15 protein-coding genes and 1 pseudogene are annotated in these 21685 nt (G+C 34.8%); 10 read left to right on the forward strand and 6 right to left on the reverse strand.

Going from position 1 to position 21685, the window contains the following annotated elements:
* Nucleotide 1: 1 nt before the first annotated feature.
* The 3 genes from KDE13_RS03895 to KDE13_RS03905 form a co-directional block, all read right to left on the reverse strand.
* The gene (locus tag KDE13_RS03895; protein WP_212142902.1) at nucleotides 2-2521 is read right to left on the reverse strand and encodes a molybdopterin-dependent oxidoreductase; all 2520 of its coding nucleotides are present in this window, start codon (nucleotides 2519-2521) and stop codon (nucleotides 2-4) included.
* A gap of 131 nt (nucleotides 2522-2652) precedes the next feature.
* Entirely contained in the window at nucleotides 2653-3075 is a 423-nt protein-coding gene (locus KDE13_RS03900; RefSeq protein WP_212141413.1) for a hypothetical protein, read from the reverse strand.
* A gap of 1 nt (nucleotide 3076) precedes the next feature.
* Nucleotides 3077-3727, reverse strand: a complete 651-nt coding sequence (locus tag KDE13_RS03905; RefSeq protein WP_212142903.1) for a thioredoxin domain-containing protein — start codon at nucleotides 3725-3727, stop codon at nucleotides 3077-3079.
* Nucleotides 3728-3837: 110 nt separating this feature from the next.
* On the opposite strand from KDE13_RS03905, the gene KDE13_RS03910 reads away from it, so the two are divergent.
* From KDE13_RS03910 to KDE13_RS03920, 3 genes are read left to right on the forward strand one after another with little or no spacing between them, the layout of a single operon-like run.
* Nucleotides 3838-4038: a tautomerase family protein gene (locus KDE13_RS03910; protein ID WP_212140686.1), complete on the forward strand. Its 201-nt coding sequence runs from the start codon at nucleotides 3838-3840 to the stop codon at nucleotides 4036-4038.
* Complete coding sequence (gene bcp, locus KDE13_RS03915; RefSeq protein ID WP_212140687.1) at nucleotides 4035-4532, forward strand: thioredoxin-dependent thiol peroxidase; 498 nt, start codon at nucleotides 4035-4037, stop codon at nucleotides 4530-4532. The genes KDE13_RS03910 and bcp overlap by 4 nt, the downstream gene beginning before the upstream one ends.
* Entirely contained in the window at nucleotides 4529-6244 is a 1716-nt protein-coding gene (locus tag KDE13_RS03920) for a phosphoethanolamine transferase (RefSeq protein ID WP_212142904.1), read from the forward strand. Before bcp ends, KDE13_RS03920 begins: the two co-directional genes overlap by 4 nt.
* A gap of 27 nt (nucleotides 6245-6271) precedes the next feature.
* Here the strand turns inward: KDE13_RS03920 and KDE13_RS03925 are convergent, their stop codons facing one another.
* Complete coding sequence (locus KDE13_RS03925) at nucleotides 6272-9559, reverse strand: DUF748 domain-containing protein (RefSeq protein ID WP_212142905.1); 3288 nt, start codon at nucleotides 9557-9559, stop codon at nucleotides 6272-6274.
* 225 nt (nucleotides 9560-9784) lie between these two features.
* Here KDE13_RS03925 and KDE13_RS03930 point away from each other — a divergent pair, with 225 nt between their 5' ends.
* A complete protein-coding gene (locus tag KDE13_RS03930) occupies nucleotides 9785-10879 on the forward strand; it encodes an epoxyqueuosine reductase QueH (protein WP_212142906.1) in 1095 nt (364 codons plus the stop codon).
* On the opposite strand, the gene KDE13_RS03935 is transcribed toward KDE13_RS03930, so the two are convergent.
* The gene (locus KDE13_RS03935; protein ID WP_212142907.1) at nucleotides 10880-11950 is read right to left on the reverse strand and encodes a hypothetical protein; all 1071 of its coding nucleotides are present in this window, start codon (nucleotides 11948-11950) and stop codon (nucleotides 10880-10882) included.
* A gap of 15 nt (nucleotides 11951-11965) precedes the next feature.
* A pseudogene (locus KDE13_RS03940) lies at nucleotides 11966-13403 on the reverse strand (MBOAT family O-acyltransferase).
* A 146-nt stretch (nucleotides 13404-13549) separates the two neighbouring features.
* Between KDE13_RS03940 and fabZ the strand changes: the two are divergent.
* From fabZ to carB, 6 genes are read left to right on the forward strand one after another with little or no spacing between them, the layout of a single operon-like run.
* Complete coding sequence (gene fabZ, locus KDE13_RS03945) at nucleotides 13550-13999, forward strand: 3-hydroxyacyl-ACP dehydratase FabZ (RefSeq protein ID WP_212140693.1); 450 nt, start codon at nucleotides 13550-13552, stop codon at nucleotides 13997-13999.
* A 17-nt stretch (nucleotides 14000-14016) separates the two neighbouring features.
* The gene (lpxA, locus tag KDE13_RS03950; protein ID WP_212140694.1) at nucleotides 14017-14805 is read left to right on the forward strand and encodes an acyl-ACP--UDP-N-acetylglucosamine O-acyltransferase; all 789 of its coding nucleotides are present in this window, start codon (nucleotides 14017-14019) and stop codon (nucleotides 14803-14805) included.
* Entirely contained in the window at nucleotides 14805-16040 is a 1236-nt protein-coding gene (gene clpX, locus KDE13_RS03955) for an ATP-dependent Clp protease ATP-binding subunit ClpX (protein ID WP_212142908.1), read from the forward strand. The genes lpxA and clpX overlap by 1 nt, the downstream gene beginning before the upstream one ends.
* A gap of 9 nt (nucleotides 16041-16049) precedes the next feature.
* A complete protein-coding gene (locus KDE13_RS03960) occupies nucleotides 16050-17087 on the forward strand; it encodes a rod shape-determining protein (RefSeq protein ID WP_212140696.1) in 1038 nt (345 codons plus the stop codon).
* Nucleotides 17077-17832, forward strand: coding sequence for a rod shape-determining protein MreC (gene mreC / locus KDE13_RS03965; RefSeq protein WP_212140697.1), 756 nt, complete (start codon nucleotides 17077-17079; stop codon nucleotides 17830-17832). The genes KDE13_RS03960 and mreC overlap by 11 nt, the downstream gene beginning before the upstream one ends.
* Nucleotides 17832-21086, forward strand: a complete 3255-nt coding sequence (gene carB / locus KDE13_RS03970; protein ID WP_212140698.1) for a carbamoyl-phosphate synthase large subunit — start codon at nucleotides 17832-17834, stop codon at nucleotides 21084-21086. Before mreC ends, carB begins: the two co-directional genes overlap by 1 nt.
* Nucleotides 21087-21685 lie beyond the last annotated feature (599 nt).

Here is a 21685-nt window from a genome sequence, read left to right on the forward strand (position 1 = left end):
TTTATGCCTTTTTGCTAAATTTTGGCTGTGAAAATACCTTTATCATGGGAAGCTCACCGTCAAATTTCTCTATTTGTACGAGTGCAGTGGCTTGATTGCCACAAGCGAGCTTTGATGTCGGTTCGTTTGGTATGAGAACATTTACATTGCCATGGATACAAATACCACTGTTTCCGTCAGTTGGATCCCACCAGCCACCTTCTTGCATACGCACGACACCCTTTTTTACGTTTTTAGTTACGATAACACCAGCTAACGTTTCACCTCGGTCGTTATAAATTTTAACTACATCGCCACTGGCTAAATTTCTAGCCTTTGCATCATCTGGATGTATCCAAACAGGCTCTCTGCCTTTTACCTCTTCTAGGTTTCGTAGCCAAGTGTTATTTAACTGTGAGTGAAGGCGATATTTTGGGTGTGGGCTAACTAAATTTAACGGATATTTGCTAACTTTTTCGCTACCTAGCCACTCCATAGGCTCTATCCAAGTTGGATGAGATTTGCAGTCATCATAATTTGCTTTGGCTATCTTTTTAGAGACAATCTCTATCTTACCTGATGGTGTACCAAGGCGATTTACGATAGGATTTTTTCTAAAATCAGCCATTTTTATATACTCTTTTGCTGACTCTGGTATCTCAAATTTGGCATACCCTTTTTTCCAAAATTCGTCAAAAGTTGGCATTTTTATCTTTGAAGCGTCTGCTTTTTTCTTTGAACTTTCGTAAAAATGTTTAACCCACTCCATTTCATCACGACCCTCAGTAAATGCGTTAAACTTAGTTTCGTCAAAACGTTTTAATATATTTGAGAAAATTTCATAATCGCTTTTTGCCTCTCCGTAAGGCTCTGCGATTTTATGCATTGCTATTATAAATTTATTTGTGTGAGATTTGGTTATATCATTTCTCTCTTGTTCGGTTGAAGCGGGTAATACAATGTCTGCCATTCTTGCACTCGCTGTCCAAAAACAGTCTTGAACGATGAATGTATCAAGTTTTGCAAAAGCCTTAGCCATCTCGTTTGTGCTTGGATGGTGGTGATATGGATTGCCACCAGCCCAGTAGGCCATTTTTATCTCAGGATAGGTTAATGTTTTGCAGTTAAACTCTATCTCCTTACCTGGATTATTGATGCAATCAACTATGCGAGAGACTGGTATAGCGATATTTTCACGACTTTTCCACTCGCCATCCATACTTGGAATAACGCTCATACTACCAAGCCCTGGAAATGCTGCTGAGTTTGAAGTAGTTGCACCTTGTGAGCCATTTAAATTTGCACTTAGAGCATTACCAGTCGGTGCTGCAGGGGAAGGGCAACCACCATCTGAGTAGTGATAAGCAAAGCCATATCCACCACCCGGTAAACCGATCTGTCCTATAAATGAGGCCAAAACGGTCGCCATCCAGTGAAACTGCTCTCCGTGGTGAGCACGTTGAGGTCCCCAGCCACACATTAGCATAGTGCGTTTTGAGCCAAATAAGGTGGCAAGATCTTTTATATCTTTTTCGTTTACGCCTGAAATTTTACTTGCCCATTTTGCATCTTTTACGACTTTATCTTCGCCTTTACCGAGTAAATACGCTTTAAATTCTTCCGCTCCACTTGTATATTTTTTTAAAAATTTCTCATCAGCCACGCCACTTTTTAACATCTCATAGCATATCGCCATCATCAAAGGTACATCAGTGGTTGGATTGATATAGATATGTTGTGCATCTAGGTAGTTTGATGTATTGTTATAAACTGGGTCAATGACGATGACTTTTACGCCACGCTTTTTCATTTGTTCTTTGAGCTTTTTAAAATATATATAGCTCTCGTGATCAGGTACACCCCAAGCAATCTGGTTTGTATTTATCGGATCGGCACCCCATATAACAACAACTTCTGTATTTTTAAGTATCACTGGCCACGCAGTTTGTAAAGCACCTGACTCATCTGTGCCTGTTACATAAGGCGTGATAGCACGTATAGCGTGAGTTGAGTATGTTAGTGTCCTAGTTGTATAGCCTCCGATGATATTTAACATCCTACCAAGCAGGGCTTGAGGGTTATTTAAGCTACCGACACAAAACCAGCCATAGCTACCACCATAAACCGAACTAGCACCATACTCTTTATAAACACGTTTTAGCTCATTTGCGACTAGATCATATGCTTCGTCCCAGCTTATCTCTACCCACTCATCTTTGCCACGCATACTTTTATCGCTTTTATAGCCATCTTTTAGATAGCCTTTACGAACGCTTGGTTTTGCAATACGTGTTGTATCATAGGTTCTCGCAACTATGCCCTGAGTAAGGCTAACAGGGAAGAAGTCAAGCTCAGGAGCATCTAATGCACCTTCAAATCTGCCATTTTTAGCAAGTCCTCTTAATGCACCAAAGTGTGAGCTGGTCATCTTAGCACTTTCGTCATTCATAAGTCCATCGCTCACTATATCAATAGCATTAGTACTACTCGCACTCATAGCACCTACTGTGGCTACACCTTTTAAAAATTCCCGTCTTTTCATGCTCTCTCCCTTAAAAATTTGGTTGAAAGTATTGTAGTGAAAGTTACTTTAGATATTTATTAAAATTTTATATTAAAAAATTATATTTTTATATTTATAATTATTTAAGAATTTATAAAATTTTTTTTGAATTAAATATCATTTATCTCGCTACTTCTAGCATTATAGACAAACCAGCTTAGAAGCATTACAAGTAAGGCTAAGCCACAAATAACTAAGAGGTAAAAATATGCATTAAATATCACTACCTTTTCGCTAAGTTTGCTTAGTAAATTTATATTATGCAAAGCAATGGCAATGCTTATAAGAGCACCGATAAAGCCAATAAGCTTAAGGATGAAAATTTTTGGATTTATTAGAGTGATTAGTATTGAAATACTCATCGCAAATAACGCATTTGATGCAACGGTAAACTCATTAGCTTCACTTTTAAGCCCATAAAATCCAAATGCCAACCCACCAAAAAGACAAGCGATTAAAAAATATATCGCTCTTTTGCTAGTTGTATTATACATAAAGCATACAAAGCCCTTATTTTCGCGATTGTAGTCCATTTTATCTCTCCAAAAGAAATTTTACAAGCTCAGCCATGCTATCGATCGATAGTTGTGGCGTATTGATATTGATTATATATTTTCCATTTACGACAAATGCCGGAATGCCTTGAATTTTTGCGATATCGTAAGCATTTGCCCATTCGCTTAAAATTTGTTGCGTACGTGGTAAATTTAGAGCGTCTTCATACTCGCTTTGACTGATTTTTGCACCTTTTAGAGCCATCGCGATAAATACATCTTTGCTTAACTCCTCTTTCTTGTCGTGAGTTGATTTATAGATTGTAAATTTTGCTTGTTTAAATTTTGATTTATCGTTAAAAACATCAATGCCATTTTTTTCATCTAAAGCTAACATAGAGGCTAAAATTTTACTCGTCGTTTCACCAAATTTACCCTTGCTATCAAGATGCATAGGGATAAATTTTACCCCTTCAAGCTTACTCATAAGTTTTTGCGTAACACTCTTGTCAAAGCGGTAACAATACACGCAAGAGTAGTTAAAAACTTTTGTTAAAGATGGCGTTGGTACGTCTATGCGTGTCGGCAAAATATCATAATCAACACCTTGGGTAAATGAAAACGCACTTGTAGATATCAATGTGCTTATAAGTAAAGCCTTAAAAGTTTTAGTAAAAAATGGTATTTTCATCGTAAAATCCCTAATATTTGTAATGCAAATTTATTTTCAAATCTTATATAATTTGAGATTAAAGTATGATGAAATTTGTTATAATTGTTAAAATTTAAAGGAGGTAGTATATGCCATTTGTAAATATAAAAATAGCAGCTCCTGAGCCAACAAAGGAGCAAAAAGGGCAGATAATTGCTGAAGTAACCGATACTTTGGTGCGAGTTTTAGGCAAAGACCCAACATCGGTTTTAGTGATGATAGAGACACTTGAGACTGAGAGTGTGGGCAAAAACGGAGTAAGTTTAGAAGAGTTAAGGAGTAAGAAATGAGCGAGTTTAGCAAAGAGGATATAGAGCGTAAAGTAACGCTTGTAGCAGGAGATGTAGCACCTAGTTTTGAGCTAGAAAATCAAGATGGCGTAAAAATGTCGTTAAAGGACTTTGTAGGTAAAAATGTCGTGCTTTACTTTTATCCAAAGGATAATACACCAGGCTGTACGACCGAGGCTTGTGAGTTTAGCACACTTTATAATGAGTTTATCGCTTCTGATAGCGTCATTGTAGGTGTTAGCCCTGATAGTGTCAAAAGCCACTTCGGATTTATGAATAAACAGGGTTTAAAACATATCTTATTAAGCGATCCTGAGCGTGAAGTAGCAAAGCTTTATGGCGTGTGGCAGGTGCGTAAAAACTATGGTAAAGAGTATCTTGGCATCGTGCGAACAACTTTTGTTATCGGCAAAGATGGAAAAATTTTAAAGGTATATAAAAACGTTAAGGCAAAAGATCACGCTGCTAAAGTTTTAGGAGAGCTTGTGAAATGATAGCTTCGTTAAATAGTTTTTTTGAAGCAATGAGACAAAAGCCACTATTAAATTTATTTATATTGACAACGCTTTTGATGTTGATAGTTGATGTCTTTAATGGATTATATTTTTATGAACGTATATATCTTATTATTTTTAGGAATTTTACAGTTATTTTAGTTTTAAATATCTTGATATTTCATATTTTGTTTTTAATATTTGGTGTAAAATTTAAATTTGTGGCTTATGTCTATTTTGTGTTGATATTTTTGCTATGTTTGGTTGATATATTTTTGTTAAAAAACTTCTATACGACCATTAATAGCGTTATTATAGACGCACTAATAAATACAACCAAGTCTGAAATTTATGAATTTATTCAGGTGTATTTTGATTTTAAATTCTGCCTATTTTTAGTTTTTTTAGTTATTATCTCGTATACAATTTTAAATTTTAATGTGGGGGGGGGGGCAGAAAGAGATAGTAAAAATAAAGGCATTATATTAGCAAGCATCTATATATGTGCTACGCTATGGCTAGTCGTAGATATAGCCAAAAAATACATATCAAACGAAGATTTTAAAACCAAAGTATCCAAAAATACGCTTATTGAGTTCTATCTAGTTGCAAGTGAGTACTTTTTTGGTGATAGTTATGTATCAACGATTAATGAGATAATAAAAAATTATGACTTATCAAAAAGCCAAAATTCGCAAATAACGGCCAAACGAGATATAAAAAATATAGTTTTTGTAATAGGAGAGAGCTTAAATAGGGACTTTATGCAAATTTATGGCTATAAACTAAATAATACGCCAAATATGTATAATTTGATAAATAGTAAAAATTTAATAGCCTTTAGTGACACTGTCGCACCAGCTACTGCGACTAATCCAAGCCTACAAAGAGTATTAAATTTTAGTAGTTATGAGCGTCAAATACCATGGTATCAAAGTCTAAATATGGTTGATATGTTTAATATAATAGGCTATGAGACATCTTGGATAAGCAACCAAGAGATGAGTGGAGCTTATGCTAGTGCCTCATATAGTACTTCAAAGCGTTGTGATAATGTATTTTATGTTGATTATGGTAGCTTCTATGATCCTAAAAATAAATTTGATGAGAATATTTTGTCACATATAGCCAGTATAAAGAAATCATCACAAAATAAAAGTTTTTATGCGATACATTTAATGGGAAGTCATGAGAAATACGATAGAAGATATCCAAAAGAATTTGATAAATTTAAGGCCGAAGATATAGACGTTTCATCGCTTAGTCAACGCCAAAAACAAATCAGTGCAAAGTATGTTAATAGCGTTTTTTATAACGATTATATTATTAATGAAATTTATAAAATTTTTAAAGATGATGAGAGTTTGATTATCTATTTTTCAGACCATGGCGAAACGTTATTTAAAAAGGGTAATATTATCGGACACGGCGTCATCAATCGTTTTACTCTTGAGATACCGCTGGTTTTTATCGCTAGTGATAAATTTAAACAAAACCATGCAGACATTTGGGAATTACTACAAAGAGCAAAAGATAAACCATTTATGACAGATGATATTATTCATCTATTAGCTGATATAGTCGGCGTGGAGCCACTTGAGTTTGATCCGCAAAGAAGTGTTTTAAGAGATGAGTTTAACTCAAATAGAAAGCGTATGTTTAACGGAATAGATTATGATAGCGTAAGAAAACAAGTGCCTTATAAGCAGTGAGTTTAGCGTGTTTAATGGGTGTTGGGCTTAGTTGCCAACACCCATTAAAATTCCAACGTAGGTATCTTGCTTTGCTTCCACATTTTTTGGCTCTTTAACTGTTATACGATCATCTGTCAACCCAGCCTTTATGAGTGCATCTACAACGACTTTTGCTCTATCATTTGCTAGAGCTATAAGATTATCTTGGCTTAGCAAAATATCTCTTAATGCCACTTCTCTTAAAACTTCTTCATCTTCGTTTTTTTCATTTGGAACGAGCGATTTTAGTGAGTTTATATAATCTTTTCCAGTTTTTCCCATGTCTGCATTGATTTTTTCATCAAGTTTTTTGTTTTTCATCTCTATCTCATCGATGTTTGCATATGTTGGCGTGATGGTGAGTTTCATATTTGGCTTTGCTGTCGTGAGCTTGATAAAGTCTGCTATCTTCGCACTTTCTGAGCTTATAAGCTCACTACTATTAGCCAAAAAGTCGATACTATCTAGCTTTGAGCTATCTATGCCAAGTGCTGATCCAATCAGCCTAAATGGAGCCAATGTTATATCGGCAAATAGCTTTTTTATAGCTGCCCATATAACGCCACCATATTTAAAGTCAGGGTCGTTTAGATCACCCTCAACTGGCAGATCTATATTTATTTGATTATCCTGATCGCTTAATATAGATATCGCAAGTGACAGCGGTAGGTTTACCGCGTCTTTGCTATCAACCTTTTCACCTAGCGTCAGAGTATCAAAATTTATAAAATTTTTACCATTTAGTTTGGAGTTTATTACTTCATATAATAGGTTTAAATTTAGCTTCCCCTTTGCTATCTTATATCCAGCAAACTGCCCACTATACGGTGTTACATCGACTAGATCTATATTTTTGAAGTCAAGCTTTATATTTGTATTTTTCTTTGGCTCATATGGCATTAGTTTTGCAGTGATCTGAGCGAAGCCATCTTTACCCACGATACCTTTAAAAGTACCGTTTGTGATATGCTTTTCATCGATATCAGAGAGCTTTCCGCTTAGCTTTGTGATGGTTGTGGCAAATGGCATAAAAAGCGATGCGTCAGAGAAGTCAAGTGTAGCATTTTCTATCGCGAAATTTTTCATACTAAATTTAAACTCATTTTGTTCTTTACTATTTTTTTGCATCGTTTTTGAATGTGTTGATTGCGTGTTTTCATCGCTTTTTACGAGAGATGAAAGATTGAAGTTTCTCTCTTCGTCTAGATGAGCTTTTATAAATGGTGATTTTAGTGTTACATTATCAAGAGATATAGTATTTTTAGCAAAATTCATCTTAGCTATATCAAGGCTTTTAAGTGTGAAAATTTTATGTTTTTTTGCATCTCTTAATTCGATATCTTCGAGCTTTGTACTACCATCGGCAGTCATATCCTTAGTATATTTTATCTTTGTATTGATACTTAAATTGCCATTGGTAAGTTCAGCATCTAAATAATTTTTGGCATAGCTAAAATAGTGTGGTAAATTTGTGCTACTAAGCTTTACATTTGCTTCGATATTTAGCGGGTTTAATTTTATTTTAGCGTCTGTATTTAAGTTTAGCTTTTGTGAGGTTTTCATATCTAAATTTGCATCTATCGCCTTGTTAAAGTCAGAACTTAAATTTGATATTTTTAAATTTAAATGATCTAGTTTGTGTAGTATTTTTTGCTTTTCAAATATATGCATAAGCTCGATATCAGCGTTGTTTACAGCGATATTTTGTATGTTAAATTTAAAATCATTTGTGCTGTTTTGATTGATTTTTGTATTGCTTGATTTTTTACTTTTCTCTTTTGCATTTTTACTATTACTTAATCCAAGCTCGTTTATCGCATTAAGTCCATTATTATTTAGATTTGAGCTAAATTTTGGTGCATTTATATCGATATTTTCTATATTTAGAGCAGTTTTAAGTAGGTCAAAAGTGATATTTTTTATTTGCATATCTTTGATATTGGCAAATTTATTTTTATTCGCAGTAGCACCGATATTTTCGATATTTATAGCTTTTATATTAAATTTGCTGATATTTTTATCTATATCAAGATGTGGTCTAGCTATTGATACGCTTTGTATTGCTGTTTTACCGTTTTTACCGATGTTTGTACTCAAATTAGCAAGACTTATATTATTTAAATTTAGTGCTATTTTTTGATCTATTAAATTTAGATTAAGTTCGCTTACATTTATATCTTTAATGTTTGCTAAATTTATTCCATTTTGGCTCAGAGAAGTTTGATTTATATCGAGTGAATTTAGCCCTGCATTTAACACGATAGAGCTATTTTTATCGATATTTGCATTTAAGTTTATATCGTTAAATTTTATCTCGTCTAAGCTTATATCTGCTACGCTTTTTATATTTGGTGATTTAATATTTATGCTACTAAGTGCGAGATTTATGTTTTTATTTTCACTTATATTTACATCAAATTTGATATCTGGCATATTAAGCTCGTTTAACTTTATGCTTGTATTTCCTTCGCTCATATCAAAATCTTTTAAATTTAAAAAGCTATCTTTTAACGTAATGCTAGTTTGATTATCATCAAATGTTAGTTTGTAGTTGATTTTTGTGTTGATTATGCTATTTTTTATCTGTAAATTTACATCATCGATAAAGCTTATCGCAACTGGGTTAATGTTAAAGTCATTTATGTTTAAAATACCATAAATTCGTAGTGGTAAGAGATCCACTCCACCCTGCCAATCAATCTTGTTTGCTAAACTTGAGTTTGAGTTAAAGTTGTGTTTGCCTACGCTATTTAGCTTAGTGTTTATGTCTGAAATTTCATAATTTATATTACTAAAATTGACGTGAAATGGCTTTTTAAGACTCTTGTCTGTGTAAGCAAATGTTCCGTTTATTATTTTAGTGTGGTTTAGTGCAAAATTTATAGAGCTTGGTTTATCAGTTGCATTTGTCTCGCTTTGGCTTAAAAATGGAGCTAAATTTAACGTAGCATTTTCATCGCGACTTATATTTATGCGTGGCTCATTTATACGTAAAATATCGATATTAATTAGTTTTTTAAATATCGAAAATGGTTTTAGTTTAACATCGAGCTGATCGCTGGCAAATAGCGGAGTAGTTGTATTTAGTTCAGATTTTGTTATGTTTAGCTCGAATTTAAAAGGGTTAAATTTCACATCTGCAATGCTAAGGCTTACATTTATATCTTTTAATTTATCTGGCACAACATTTTTAAGGATATAAGGTACACCAAAAAAGCCAAAAAGTGTATAAATAAGTGTGAGCGAGATGAAAACTGATGAGATTATTAGAGCGAGTTTTTTATTTTTATTCATTTAAATTTAGCCTTTTAAAATGATATTTTTTAAATAATTTCATATATTTCACTATCTTTTTGTGATTTTGTGTCAAAATGCACCAAACATTAGACATTTTAATCAATATGAAAAATATCATACTCATTAAAAGCCTGTAATTTAGAGCCAAAGACACTCTAATGGTTTTGTTTATATTTTAGTTTGGAAATTTGATATAATTTTAACTAAAAAAAGGTTAATTATTTGTTAGTTCATATCTGCTGTTCAGTTGATAGTCACTACTTTTTACGTCGTTTATTAGATGATTTTCCAGATGAAAGGCTTATTGGTTATTTTTATGACCCAAATATCCATCCATATGCTGAGTTTGTACTACGTTATGAAGATGTAAAACGTTCTTGTGAGAGTCTTGGTGTAGAGCTTATATGTGGTGATTATGATTATGAAGCGTGGCTTGATGGCACAAAAGGACTTGAAAATGAGCCTGAAAAGGGCAAAAGATGTGTATATTGCTTTGAGTTTCGTATGGGGAACTCGGCTAAAATGGCTAAGAGTTTAGACGAAACTAGTATCACAACTACACTTTTAATGAGTCCTAAAAAAGATTTCGCTCAGCTTAAAAATGCACTTGATAACACGATAAAGGGAACAAATTTAAAAGCAGTTGCGGTTGATTACCGTATAAATGGTGGCACGAACGCTCAGTTTGAACTTGCTAAAAAAGACAAGCTCTATCATCAGAATTATTGTGGTTGCATTTATGGACTTTTAAAGCAACGAGAAGCTCAAAACTTGCCACTTTATGATCTCTTTAGCGATGTAAATGGGAGAGTGTTGCCAGGTAGTGTGCAAGAGCGACTTAAACTTTATAAAAATGTGCGAGAATGTGAGATACAAGGTGTGAAATTTCACCTTTCAAGAAAATACTTTTTGAACTATCGCTTACTTTATGGACGAGTGAAATTTAATGACAAAGTAATACCAAGCTACTTTGTGCTTTACTCAAATTTTAAGCGTCAAAATGTGAAGTTGAGTGTAAATGAGCCAAGCGTTATATGTGATGAGTTAAAAGATGGAGTAGTGCTTATAAATTTGGCTAGTTTTAACGAAATTTTAAGGCGAGTAAATGGCAGTGAGAGCCAGAAATTTAAAAGTATCTATGAGCTTTGTAAAAATCCGCCAAGCGTTGAGAGTGAGCTAAATTTGCGACGTGAGCTTTGTGGTGAATTTAGTCAAAATCCGATAATAATTCTTGATAAGATCTGTGTTGGCAGATACGAAATAAACGCCAAAAACGTGCTGTATAATGATAGCCACGAGATTTTAGTGGTGGAGTGATTACTCTATTTTTAAATTTTTAAAGATTGTTTCATAAACGTTTTTTAGTGGGTGCATTCCATCATAAAAATCAGAATTTGTGAAACTAAATTTATGTGGATTGTATGAGCCTATTAACGGTATATCGTTTTCTTTTGCAAAATTTATTAAATACTTTTCTACTTCATCTACTATTTTGTATTCTGGTTTATTGATAAAAATATCGTAGCTTATTGGATTATATGGTGCTAGATAAAAATAAAATTTTGTTCCATTTTTCATCAAAAATTTGATAAATTTTTCAAAAATATCAGTATTTAGCTCATTGAAATTTTGTAAATTATTTATTTTGCCATTACCATAAATGATTGATACCTTTTTTACAAATTCATAATCTGGCTCTCTGAGGTCACGGACATAAGTTAATGAGCCATCTGGACTTATTGATGATTCATCAATATCTGTGGTGTTTGATATATGAAAGTGTGTTTTTTGTTTAATAAATTTTAAATTTGTAATAAAATAATCAATTGAAAATATTTTTAAATAACTTTTGTATATATTATGTGTTTTTGTTTCATTTTTTGCCCCTATAATATCAAGCATTTGAATGTATTCTTTGTATAAGGATAGGTATTTTTTGATCTCATGATTTTTGTTAAAAATCCAAGGATCTATTTCAAATATTATATGCTTTGGATAGCTTTTAAATTTATCATAGTAAATTTTAAGTAGTGCCAAATGATCTTCTAAACTACCACTAAATAAGCCATAGTTATAAAATTTATAATCAGTTTTTAACATATCTTGACTAAGCGATTCTATTCTAGATGAGCCGATAGCTATGATATCTGGAGGAGTTTGCGTATGGTTGATGATTGATTTTCTTAAATGCCTATCATTAAGCTCAAATGTACCAAATCCTGAAATTATTTTACCATTTATCAAATCTTTTGAAATTTTTTCTATTGTTTTGTTTTCTTTAATTACACCAAAACAATCAGCATAGACATTAAAAAAACTTATAGTAGCAATTAAAACACAAAATATCAAAAACCACTTATTTATCCACTTTTTTGCTATAACATACATAATTATGCTTCTCCACTAAAAATTAAAATATAAAAACTCAGAAATTTTATTCATAGATAAAGCAGAAATTAAAAACAATAAACACGAAAATAGAAGTTGCTTGTTTGTAAATTTGATATTAATTGCCAAATATTGTGAGTTTTTAAACCAAATAACAAATAATGAAATAAGAATGTATGTTATAGTTATTTTATGTGCAACTATCAAAGGTCCAAATTGAACACCAAACTCTTGTAAAAATGATAATTTTTTAGCAAGTACTTGTGGAAAGATTACGCCGTTAATTCCAATCATTCCTTTTATAACCTTAACCGCGTCATCCCACTCTTTGGCTCTAAAAAATACCCAAGTAACATTAACAAAGTTAAACGTGATAACCCAAGCTAAAATTTTATGTAGTTTAAACCCTAAAGAGTTCCAAATCCTATAGACAATAAGTGCTATACCGTGCAAAAATCCCCAAAATACAAACGTCCAACCAGCTCCGTGCCATAAGCCACCTATTAAAAAAACTATTAATAAATTAGCGTAAGTGCGTTCTGCCCCCCCCCTTATTGCCACCGAGTGGGATATAGATATAATCTCTTAAAAATCTTGATAGCGTCATATGCCATCTACGCCAAAAGTCTTGTATGTTAAGGGCTTTGTATGGAGAGTTAAAATTTATAGGAAGTTTTATATTAAACATAAGTGCTATGCCTGTCGCCATATCACAATATCCGCTAAAATCAAAATATAGCTGAAATGTATAAGATAGACTAGTCGCCCATGCTTCAAAAAAGCTTAAAGATGTAGCGGTGTCAAATCCAGCACTAGCCCAAATGGCAAAATTATCAGCGATTATAACTTTTTTAAACAACCCTATGCTAAATATAAAAATTCCAACCGCTATATTTTTATAGTTTTTAACCATATTAAATTTACTAGCAAACTGCGACATCATCTCCTTGTGATGGACTATAGGACCAGCGATAAGTTGAGGGAAAAAGCTGATAAAAAGTGTGTAATTTAAGAAATTTTTCTCTTTAGTGTATTTGTGATAACTATCCACTAAATAAGCTATTTGCTGAAAAGTAACAAATGAAAGGGCTAATGGTAATGTAAGGTGCAATAAATTTATATTTGTATTAAATACTGTATTGAAATTTGATATAAAAAAGTCATAGTATTTAAAGTATCCAAGCAAAGATATGTTAAAGACTATGCCAAATATCAAAAGTAGCTTTTTATATTTTTTCACTTTATCAAATGATATACTCAAAAAGTAGTTAAAAATGATACTAATTAGCAAAATAGGCAGATAAGCTACGTTCCAATAGCCATAGAAAAATAGACTTGAAAATACCAAAAATACCTTTGCAACTACGGGCAAACGCTTATAATTTAAGTAAAAATATATAAAAAATACAAAAGGCAGAAATAAAAATATAAATTCATAAGAGTTAAAAAGCAAATTTTACCTTTGGCTGATCGTCGTTTATCGGGTTTATATTTTATTTCAAATTTGCTTAGGGGATGATGAAAATTTTAACAATAAACTTGCTCTTAGTAAAAATTTGTTAAAATCTGCTAGAAATTTTTTATCTAAAAGGTTTTATAGTGATAGACGTTGTTGAAATTCAAAAAATTTTGCCACATAGATTTCCATTTTTGCTGATTGACAGAGTTTTAGAGCTTCAACCAGCAAAACATATAGTGGCGTATAAAAATGTTACGATAGGAGAGCCTATATTCCAGGGACATTTCCCTAGTCATCCGATATATCCTGGCGTGATGATCATAGAGGGTATGGCTCAGGCTGGTGGAGTTTTAGCGTTTAATAGTATGACCGACGAAGGACAGGCTGATGCTGCGGATAATAAAGTCGTGTATTTTATGAGTATTGATAGAGCAAAATTCCGCCATCCAGTTCGTCCTGGTGATCGCTTAGAGTATCGCCTTGAAGTTTTAAAGCATAAAGGAAATATCTGGGTGCTTGATGGTAAGGCTTATATAGAGGGTGTGCTTTGTGCTGAGGCTGAGCTTAAAGCTATGATAGTTGATAAATAAATTTATAGAGAAAAATTATGAAAAATATACATCAAACAGCTGTTGTAGAAGATGGTGCAAAGATAGGTGAGAATGTAGTTGTAGAAGCTAATGCCTATGTGAGCAGTGGTGCGATTTTAGGTGATAATGTAATAATAAAGCAAGGTGCTAGAGTCATCGGTAACACTCAAATAGGTGATAATTCACGTGTGTTTAGCTACGCTATCGTAGGCGACATACCGCAAGATATAAGCTATAAAGGCGAAGAAAACACAGGTGTTATAATCGGTAAAAATGCGACTATTCGCGAGTTTTGTACGATAAATTCAGGTACACACAAAGGAGATGGTATCACACGTATCGGAGATAACGCCTTTATAATGGCTTATTGTCACATTGCACACGATTGTTTAATCGGTGATAACGTAATCTTAGCAAATAACGCTACACTTGCCGGGCATGTTGAGCTTGGAGATTTTGCCGTTGTTGGTGGTCTCACGCCGATACATCAGTTTGTCAAAGTCGGTGAGAGTTGTATGATAGCAGGTGCGTCTGCACTTAGCCAAGATGTCGTGCCATTTTGTCTTGCAGAGGGCAATAGGGCATATATAAGAAGCTTAAATTTAGTAGGAATTCGTCGCAGATTTGATAAAGATCAAGTTGAAGAGCTAGTAAAAGCTTATAGATTTTTGTTTAATCAGGGCATAAGCTTAAAAGATCAAGCTACCGAGTTACTAAATAAAACAAAAGATGAAAACGTGAAAAAAATGTGTAATTTTATAATCAATACTTCAAGGGGAATCCCGCTTGCAAAAGGGAGAGACTAATGGCAAGAAAGTGTAATTTTTGCGGTGAGTCAGAATCAAATAATAGGCGTTTGCTGACTGATATCGCTGGAAATGCATTTATCTGTGAACACTGCATAAAAGCAGCCTATAATATGATATATGGTGATACAAGCATTGAAGAAACGGTAAATGATAGTGAAAAAATAGAATACAACAATCTAACGCCAAAAGAGTTAAAGTCAGTTTTAGATAGCTATGTCGTAGGACAAGATAGGGCAAAAAAGGTTTTTAGCGTTGGCGTTTATAACCATTATAAAAGAATTTTTAAACAAGATCACATTGAAGATGAGACCGAGCTATCAAAATCAAATATCTTGTTAGTTGGTCCAACGGGTAGCGGTAAGACGCTTATGGCTCAAACTTTGGCTAAATTTCTTGATGTGCCTATCGCAATATGCGACGCAACTAGCCTAACAGAGGCTGGATATGTCGGCGAGGATGTAGAAAATATCCTAACACGTTTGCTTCAAGCTGCAAATGGCGATGTAAAACGAGCTGAGCAGGGCATTGTCTTTGTTGATGAGATAGACAAGATAGCTAGAATGAGCGAAAATCGCAGTATAACTCGTGATGTCTCAGGTGAAGGAGTGCAACAAGCCTTGCTTAAAATCATAGAAGGAAGTGTAGTAAATATCCCACCAAAAGGCGGTAGGAAGCACCCAAATCAGGACTTCATACAGATAGATACGACTAATATTTTATTTGTTTGTGGTGGTGCATTTGATGGGCTTATAGATATTATAGAAAGGCGTGTTGGCAAGAATATACTTGGATTTAATCAAGAAAAGCGTAATAAATCAGAACGTGAAGATCTATTAAATTTGTTAGAGCCGGATGATCTGGTACATTTTGGACTGATCCCAGAGCTTATCGGACGACTTCACGTAGTAGCAACGCTAAATGAGATAACGCAAGAAGATATGGTTAAAATTTTAACTGAGCCAAAAAATGCGATACTTAAGCAATATCAAAAGCTATTTGCTATTGATGGAGTAACGCTTAAATTTGATGATGATGCATTAAAAGAGGTAGCAGCTCTTGCGATAGAGCGAAAGACCGGAGCTAGAGGGCTTAGGAGCATAATGGAGGAGATAATGACAGATATAATGTATGAGTTACCTGAGTATAAAGACTACGATGTCGTCATCTCAAAAGAGGTTGTCAAAGATGGGACAAAGCCGATATTTGTCAAACACAATAAAAAGAGTGCATAAAGGAAAAAGATGTTTTTAGACCAGCTTATAGGATTTTTCTCAAGCGATATGGGTATAGATTTAGGCACGGCAAACACGCTTGTGCTAGTAAAAGATAAGGGTATAATTATAAACGAACCATCGGTTGTAGCGATACAGCGTGAAAAATATGGAAAGCAAAAAATTTTAGCTGTGGGACACACCGCTAAGGATATGGTGGGTAAAACTCCGGGTGATATAGAAGCGATACGACCGATGAGAGATGGTGTTATAGCTGATTTTGATATGACTGAGAAAATGATAAGATATTTTATAGAAAAAACACACCGAAGAAAGAGTTTTTTGCGTCCACGTATAATCATCTCTGTACCATATGGACTTACACAGGTTGAGCGTAAGGCGGTGCGTGAGAGTGCTTTAAGTGCTGGTGCTAGAGAGGTTTTTTTGATAGAAGAGCCTATGGCAGCTGCGATAGGTGCAAATTTGCCGGTGCGTGAGCCTCAGGGTAGCCTTGTGGTTGATATCGGTGGCGGTACGACAGAGATAGGTGTTGTCTCACTTGGTGGGCTTGTTATAAGCAAGTCTATACGCACAGCAGGAGATAAGATAGATAGTAGTATAGTTAATTACATAAAAGAAAAATACAACCTTTTAATCGGTGAAAGAACCGGTGAAGAGATAAAAATAAGCGTAGGTTCAGCCGTACAACTAGAAAAAGAACTCGCTATAGTTGTAAAAGGACGTGATCAAGTTAGCGGACTTTTAAGCCGTATAGAGCTGACAAGTGAAGATGTCAGAGAGGCTATGAGAGAGCCATTAAAAGAGATAGCTGATGCACTTAAAACTGTGCTTGAGATGATGCCGCCTGATCTAGCCGGAGATATCGTTGAAAGCGGTATTGTTCTAACTGGTGGAGGGGCACTTATACGTGGGCTTGATAAATTTTTATCAGATATTGTGAAGTTACCTGTATTTGTTGCTGATGAACCACTTTTGGCGGTTGCACGTGGAACAGGTAAGGCATTAGAGGAGATAGGTCTGCTTCAACAACTAAGCAATGAAGACTAAGGCATTATTTTTTTTGCTTATAGCGGTTTTAGTTACTGCTTCGATCTATAAAGGTGAATTACTTGGTAACTTATCTGTGAGATTTAGTAATTACTTTGTAAATTTATATGGTAGTGTCGCTGAAAATGTAAAAAATAGCATAAATGAGTATTTTAGACAAGTCAGCGAGATACGAAGTTTAAGAGAGCAAAATGCTGAATTAGAAATTTCAGCTATGTTGCTTAATACATTCGCAAATGAACTAAATCAAATTCTAAAAGATAGAAACTCGACTGCTTACGCTCCGTCAGTTCAGCTAGTAAGAGGGCTTAGCTACGCAAGTATCGGGGATTATGATAAAATTTGGATAAGCAAATTTGATGATTATAATACCTCTAAAATTTATGGACTTATGTATCAGGGAAAGAGTGCTGGTATAGTTATTGACAAAGATGGAGAGCCGTTGGCATATTTGCAAACTGATCCTAAAAGCATATTTGCTGTTTATATCGGAGCTCAGCAGATACCAGGTGTAGCACACGGCAATCAAAATGGAATTTTAATCAAATTTGTTCCACAATGGCTTGAACCAAAGATTGGTGATGAGGTTTTTACTAGTGGATTGGATAATATATTTTTTAGTGGTGTGCCAGTGGGAAAGGTTATAGAAATTTATGATGAAAGCTTATACAAGAGTGTTCTTGTAGAGCCTTATGTTCGTGTGAATATACCAAGTTATTTATATGTTGTTACAAAGGAAAGATAATGCCAAAAAGAGATGATATTAAGACGATTTTACTGATAGGCTCGGGCCCTATCGTGATAGGTCAGGCGTGTGAGTTTGACTACTCAGGGACACAAGCTGCTAAAACGCTAAAAGAGCTTGGGTATAGAGTGGTTTTAATAAACTCAAACCCAGCGACTATTATGACAGACCCGGATTTTGCCGATGCGACATATATTGAGCCTATCACAAAAGAGAGTATAAAACGTATAATAGACAAAGAGAGCGTGGACGCGATACTTCCTACTATGGGCGGACAGGTCGCACTAAACGTAGCTATGGAGCTTTACGAGAGCGATCTTTTGGGTGATGTTAAATTTCTTGGAGCTAGACCAGAGGCGATCAAAAAGGGCGAGGATAGACAAATTTTTAAAGAGGTGATGAAAAAGATCGGTATGGATCTTCCTAAAAGCCACTATGCACACACCTTTGAAGAGGCATTAAATGCTGCAAGTGACATTGGTTTTCCTATCATTATACGAGCTTCATTTACGCTTGGTGGTGCTGGAAGTGGCGTGGCGTATAACATTGATGAGTTTAGAGAGCTTGCTCAGCTTGGACTTGATGCTAGTCCGATACACGAAATTTTAGTTGAGGAGAGTTTGCTTGGATGGAAGGAGTATGAGATGGAGGTTATCCGTGACCGTAATGATAACTGTATCATTGTCTGCTCCATTGAGAACTTTGACCCAATGGGCGTTCATACCGGAGATAGTATAACAGTAGCTCCAGCCCTAACACTAACCGACAAAGAGTATCAGGCGATGCGTGATGCGAGTTTTGCGATACTTCGTGAGATAGGCGTTGATACGGGTGGCTCAAACGTGCAGTTTGCGATCAATCCAAAAACAGGGCGTATGATAGTTATAGAGATGAATCCACGCGTTTCACGCTCATCAGCTCTGGCTTCAAAGGCGACTGGTTATCCTATAGCAAAGGTTGCGACACTTTTAGCTGTTGGATTTAGCCTAGATGAGATCAAAAATGATATCACTGGTACACCAGCTAGTTTTGAACCGGTGATTGATTATATTGTTACTAAAATCCCACGTTTTACATTTGAGAAATTTCCGGGTTCTAACCCATACCTAGGTACGGCTATGAAGTCAGTTGGCGAGGTTATGGCGATAGGTAGAACATTTAAAGAGAGTATACAAAAGGCACTTTGTAGCTTAGAACGTGATCTAAGTGGTTTTAATACTTTAAATTTAAGCAAAAATGAGCTTATTTATGGACTTCGTAATGCAAACGAACAGCGTATTTTGATGGTGGCTGATGCGTTTAGAGCAGGGTTTAGCATAGATGAGATATTTGAGTTTAGTAAGATAGATCCATGGTTTTTAAATGAAATTTATGAAATTGTTAAATTTGAAGATAAGATTGATATGGATATACTAACCGATGAAAATCTGCTTCGCCGTGCCAAAACTATGGGCTTTTCGGATAAGATGATAGCTCACCTTATAAATTTAAAAGACAATCTTGAACTTAGTCAAAATGATATATATTTCGCACGTAAAAAGCTTGGTATTGATCTTGAATACAACGAAGTTGATACGTGTGCTGGTGAGTTTAAGGCACTTACACCATATCTTTATTCAACGACAAATATTACAAAGTTGCCACAGCAAAATAGCATAGAAAAAGCCAAAAAAGTGATGATTATCGGCGGCGGTCCAAACCGCATAGGACAGGGCATTGAGTTTGATTATTGTTGCGTCCATGCTAGCTATGCACTGCGTGATCTTGGCATAAAAACAATAATGTATAACTGCAACCCAGAGACTGTTTCAACTGATTATGACACAAGTGATATACTCTACTTTGAACCTATAGATTTTGAGCACGTTAGAGCGGTCATTGAGAGAGAGAGTCCAGACGGTGTAATTGTGCATTTTGGCGGACAAACCCCACTTAAATTTGCTAAACGACTAAGTATAGCAGGGGCTAAGATAATAGGAACTACTGCACGCGTGATAGATATAGCAGAGGATAGAAAGAAATTTAGCGAGTTTATAAATGGCATTGGCGTTCTTCAGCCACGCAACGATACTGCCACGAGTGAAAAAGAGGCGATAGAAAAGGCCGCGATCATCGGCTATCCAGTATTAGTAAGACCTAGCTACGTGCTAGGTGGTAGAGCGATGAGAAGAGTACATAGCGAAGCAGAATTAAAAGAATATATGAGTGAAGCGGTTAATGTTAGCAACCACTCACCAGTGCTTTTAGATAAATTTTTACAAGATGCGACTGAGCTTGATGTAGATGCGATATGTGACGGTAAGGATGTTTATATTGGTGCGATAATGGAGCACATAGAAGAGGCAGGCATTCACTCAGGCGATAGTGCTTGTATCTTGCCACCGATGAGTTTAAGTGATGAGATGATAGCAAAGGTGCGAACACAAACTCGTGATATAGCCTTAAATTTAGGCGTCGTAGGGCTTATGAATATTCAGTTTGCGATATATGAAAATGAGCTTTATATGATAGAGGTCAATCCTCGTGCAAGTCGCACTGTGCCTTTTGTCAGCAAAGCTACGGGCATACCTATGGCAAAGGTCGCAACTCGTGTTATGTGGCAGGGTAATCTACGTGAGGCTTTGAAATTTTATGACGCATACGGCGTTGTGAGCGAAGAGAGCGGTATACTGCTACCACGTATTAAAGGACATACTTGCGTAAAAGAGGCGGTTTTTCCTTTTAATAAGCTAAGTGGTGCTGACCTTATCCTTGGGCCTGAGATGAAAAGCACAGGCGAAGTTATGGGTATTAGCTCTGATTTTGCTAGTTCATTTGCTAAGAGCCAGATCGCAGCAAATAACTGTCTGCCAAGTGGGGGTAACGTATTTTTAACGCTAACTGACGCGGACAAGCACTATGCTCCACGCCTTGCAAATGAACTTATAAATTTAGGCTTTAACATCATCGCAACCGGTGGAACGCATAAAATTTTAAAAGAAAATGGTATAAATGCAGAGTTTGTATATAAGATAAGCGAAGGCCGTCCAAACATAGAAGATAGGCTTAAAAATGGCGATATAACGCTAGTTATTAATACAAGCGATAGTAAGTCAAACGCTGATGATGGTAAGAAAATTCGTCAAAGTGTGCTAAGATTTAAGATACCATATTTCACTACTATGCGTGCAGCACTAGCAGCAGCTAAGTCGCTTAGATCAGTCCAAGATGGAGAAGCCTTAGAAGTTAGAAGTCTGCAAAGCTTTTTGAAATAGTTTAAATTTAAGGGCTATTAAATGCCCTTAAGTTACACTACCGTTTGGTTACTTATGACATAGATTGTCTTTGTAGCTGTATCTAAATTCTACATTTATATTTTGATTAGTATCTGCGATATGCATTAAACGCTGTATTTTTTGTTCTAAATTTTTTGTGATTTATTACATTATTTATCATTCATTTTTCTGGTAAAAATACAAAGTTAAGATCATAAACCTCTTTGAGAGCGGTTATTTTAGTCTAGTATTTAAAACAGATTTGTGGTTTTTAAAATCATATGTTTGAGTTCCTAGCTCTTCTAAAGTATCATTTGTTTTGGTTAGCAAACAAATGTATTGAAAGTCTTTATCTATATATTATTTGGGTATGCCATACTAAAATATTGATTAGAGATAAGTGCAATTAAATTTATATGTAACCATTAATTTCTTGGAATTTATAAGCTAAAAAATGTGATGAAATTGAGTGGCATTGGTTTGTTTAGTATCTTGTAAGATCTCTGGTGCCACTGTATCTTAAAAGATTAATGGGCTAAGAAAAATATTTATCATACTCAATTTTTTATAGTGAATTAAAAATATTGATTCGACGCTTT

This window comes from Campylobacter anatolicus, assembly GCF_018145655.1.
GTDB lineage: Bacteria > Campylobacterota > Campylobacteria > Campylobacterales > Campylobacteraceae > Campylobacter_A > Campylobacter_A anatolicus.

Coding starts and splice junctions, on each gene's coding strand:
- KDE13_RS03895 (WP_212142902.1), bottom strand. CDS start 2,521: ATGAAAAGACGGGAATTTTTAAAAGGTGTAGCCACAGTAGGTGCTATG.
- KDE13_RS03900 (WP_212141413.1), bottom strand. CDS start 3,075: ATGGACTACAATCGCGAAAATAAGGGCTTTGTATGCTTTATGTATAAT.
- KDE13_RS03905 (WP_212142903.1), bottom strand. CDS start 3,727: ATGAAAATACCATTTTTTACTAAAACTTTTAAGGCTTTACTTATAAGC.
- KDE13_RS03910 (WP_212140686.1), top strand. CDS start 3,838: ATGCCATTTGTAAATATAAAAATAGCAGCTCCTGAGCCAACAAAGGAG.
- bcp (WP_212140687.1), top strand. CDS start 4,035: ATGAGCGAGTTTAGCAAAGAGGATATAGAGCGTAAAGTAACGCTTGTA.
- KDE13_RS03920 (WP_212142904.1), top strand. CDS start 4,529: ATGATAGCTTCGTTAAATAGTTTTTTTGAAGCAATGAGACAAAAGCCA.
- KDE13_RS03925 (WP_212142905.1), bottom strand. CDS start 9,559: ATGAATAAAAATAAAAAACTCGCTCTAATAATCTCATCAGTTTTCATC.
- KDE13_RS03935 (WP_212142907.1), bottom strand. CDS start 11,950: ATGTATGTTATAGCAAAAAAGTGGATAAATAAGTGGTTTTTGATATTT.
- lpxA (WP_212140694.1), top strand. CDS start 14,017: ATGAAAAATATACATCAAACAGCTGTTGTAGAAGATGGTGCAAAGATA.
- clpX (WP_212142908.1), top strand. CDS start 14,805: ATGGCAAGAAAGTGTAATTTTTGCGGTGAGTCAGAATCAAATAATAGG.
- KDE13_RS03960 (WP_212140696.1), top strand. CDS start 16,050: ATGTTTTTAGACCAGCTTATAGGATTTTTCTCAAGCGATATGGGTATA.
- mreC (WP_212140697.1), top strand. CDS start 17,077: ATGAAGACTAAGGCATTATTTTTTTTGCTTATAGCGGTTTTAGTTACT.
- carB (WP_212140698.1), top strand. CDS start 17,832: ATGCCAAAAAGAGATGATATTAAGACGATTTTACTGATAGGCTCGGGC.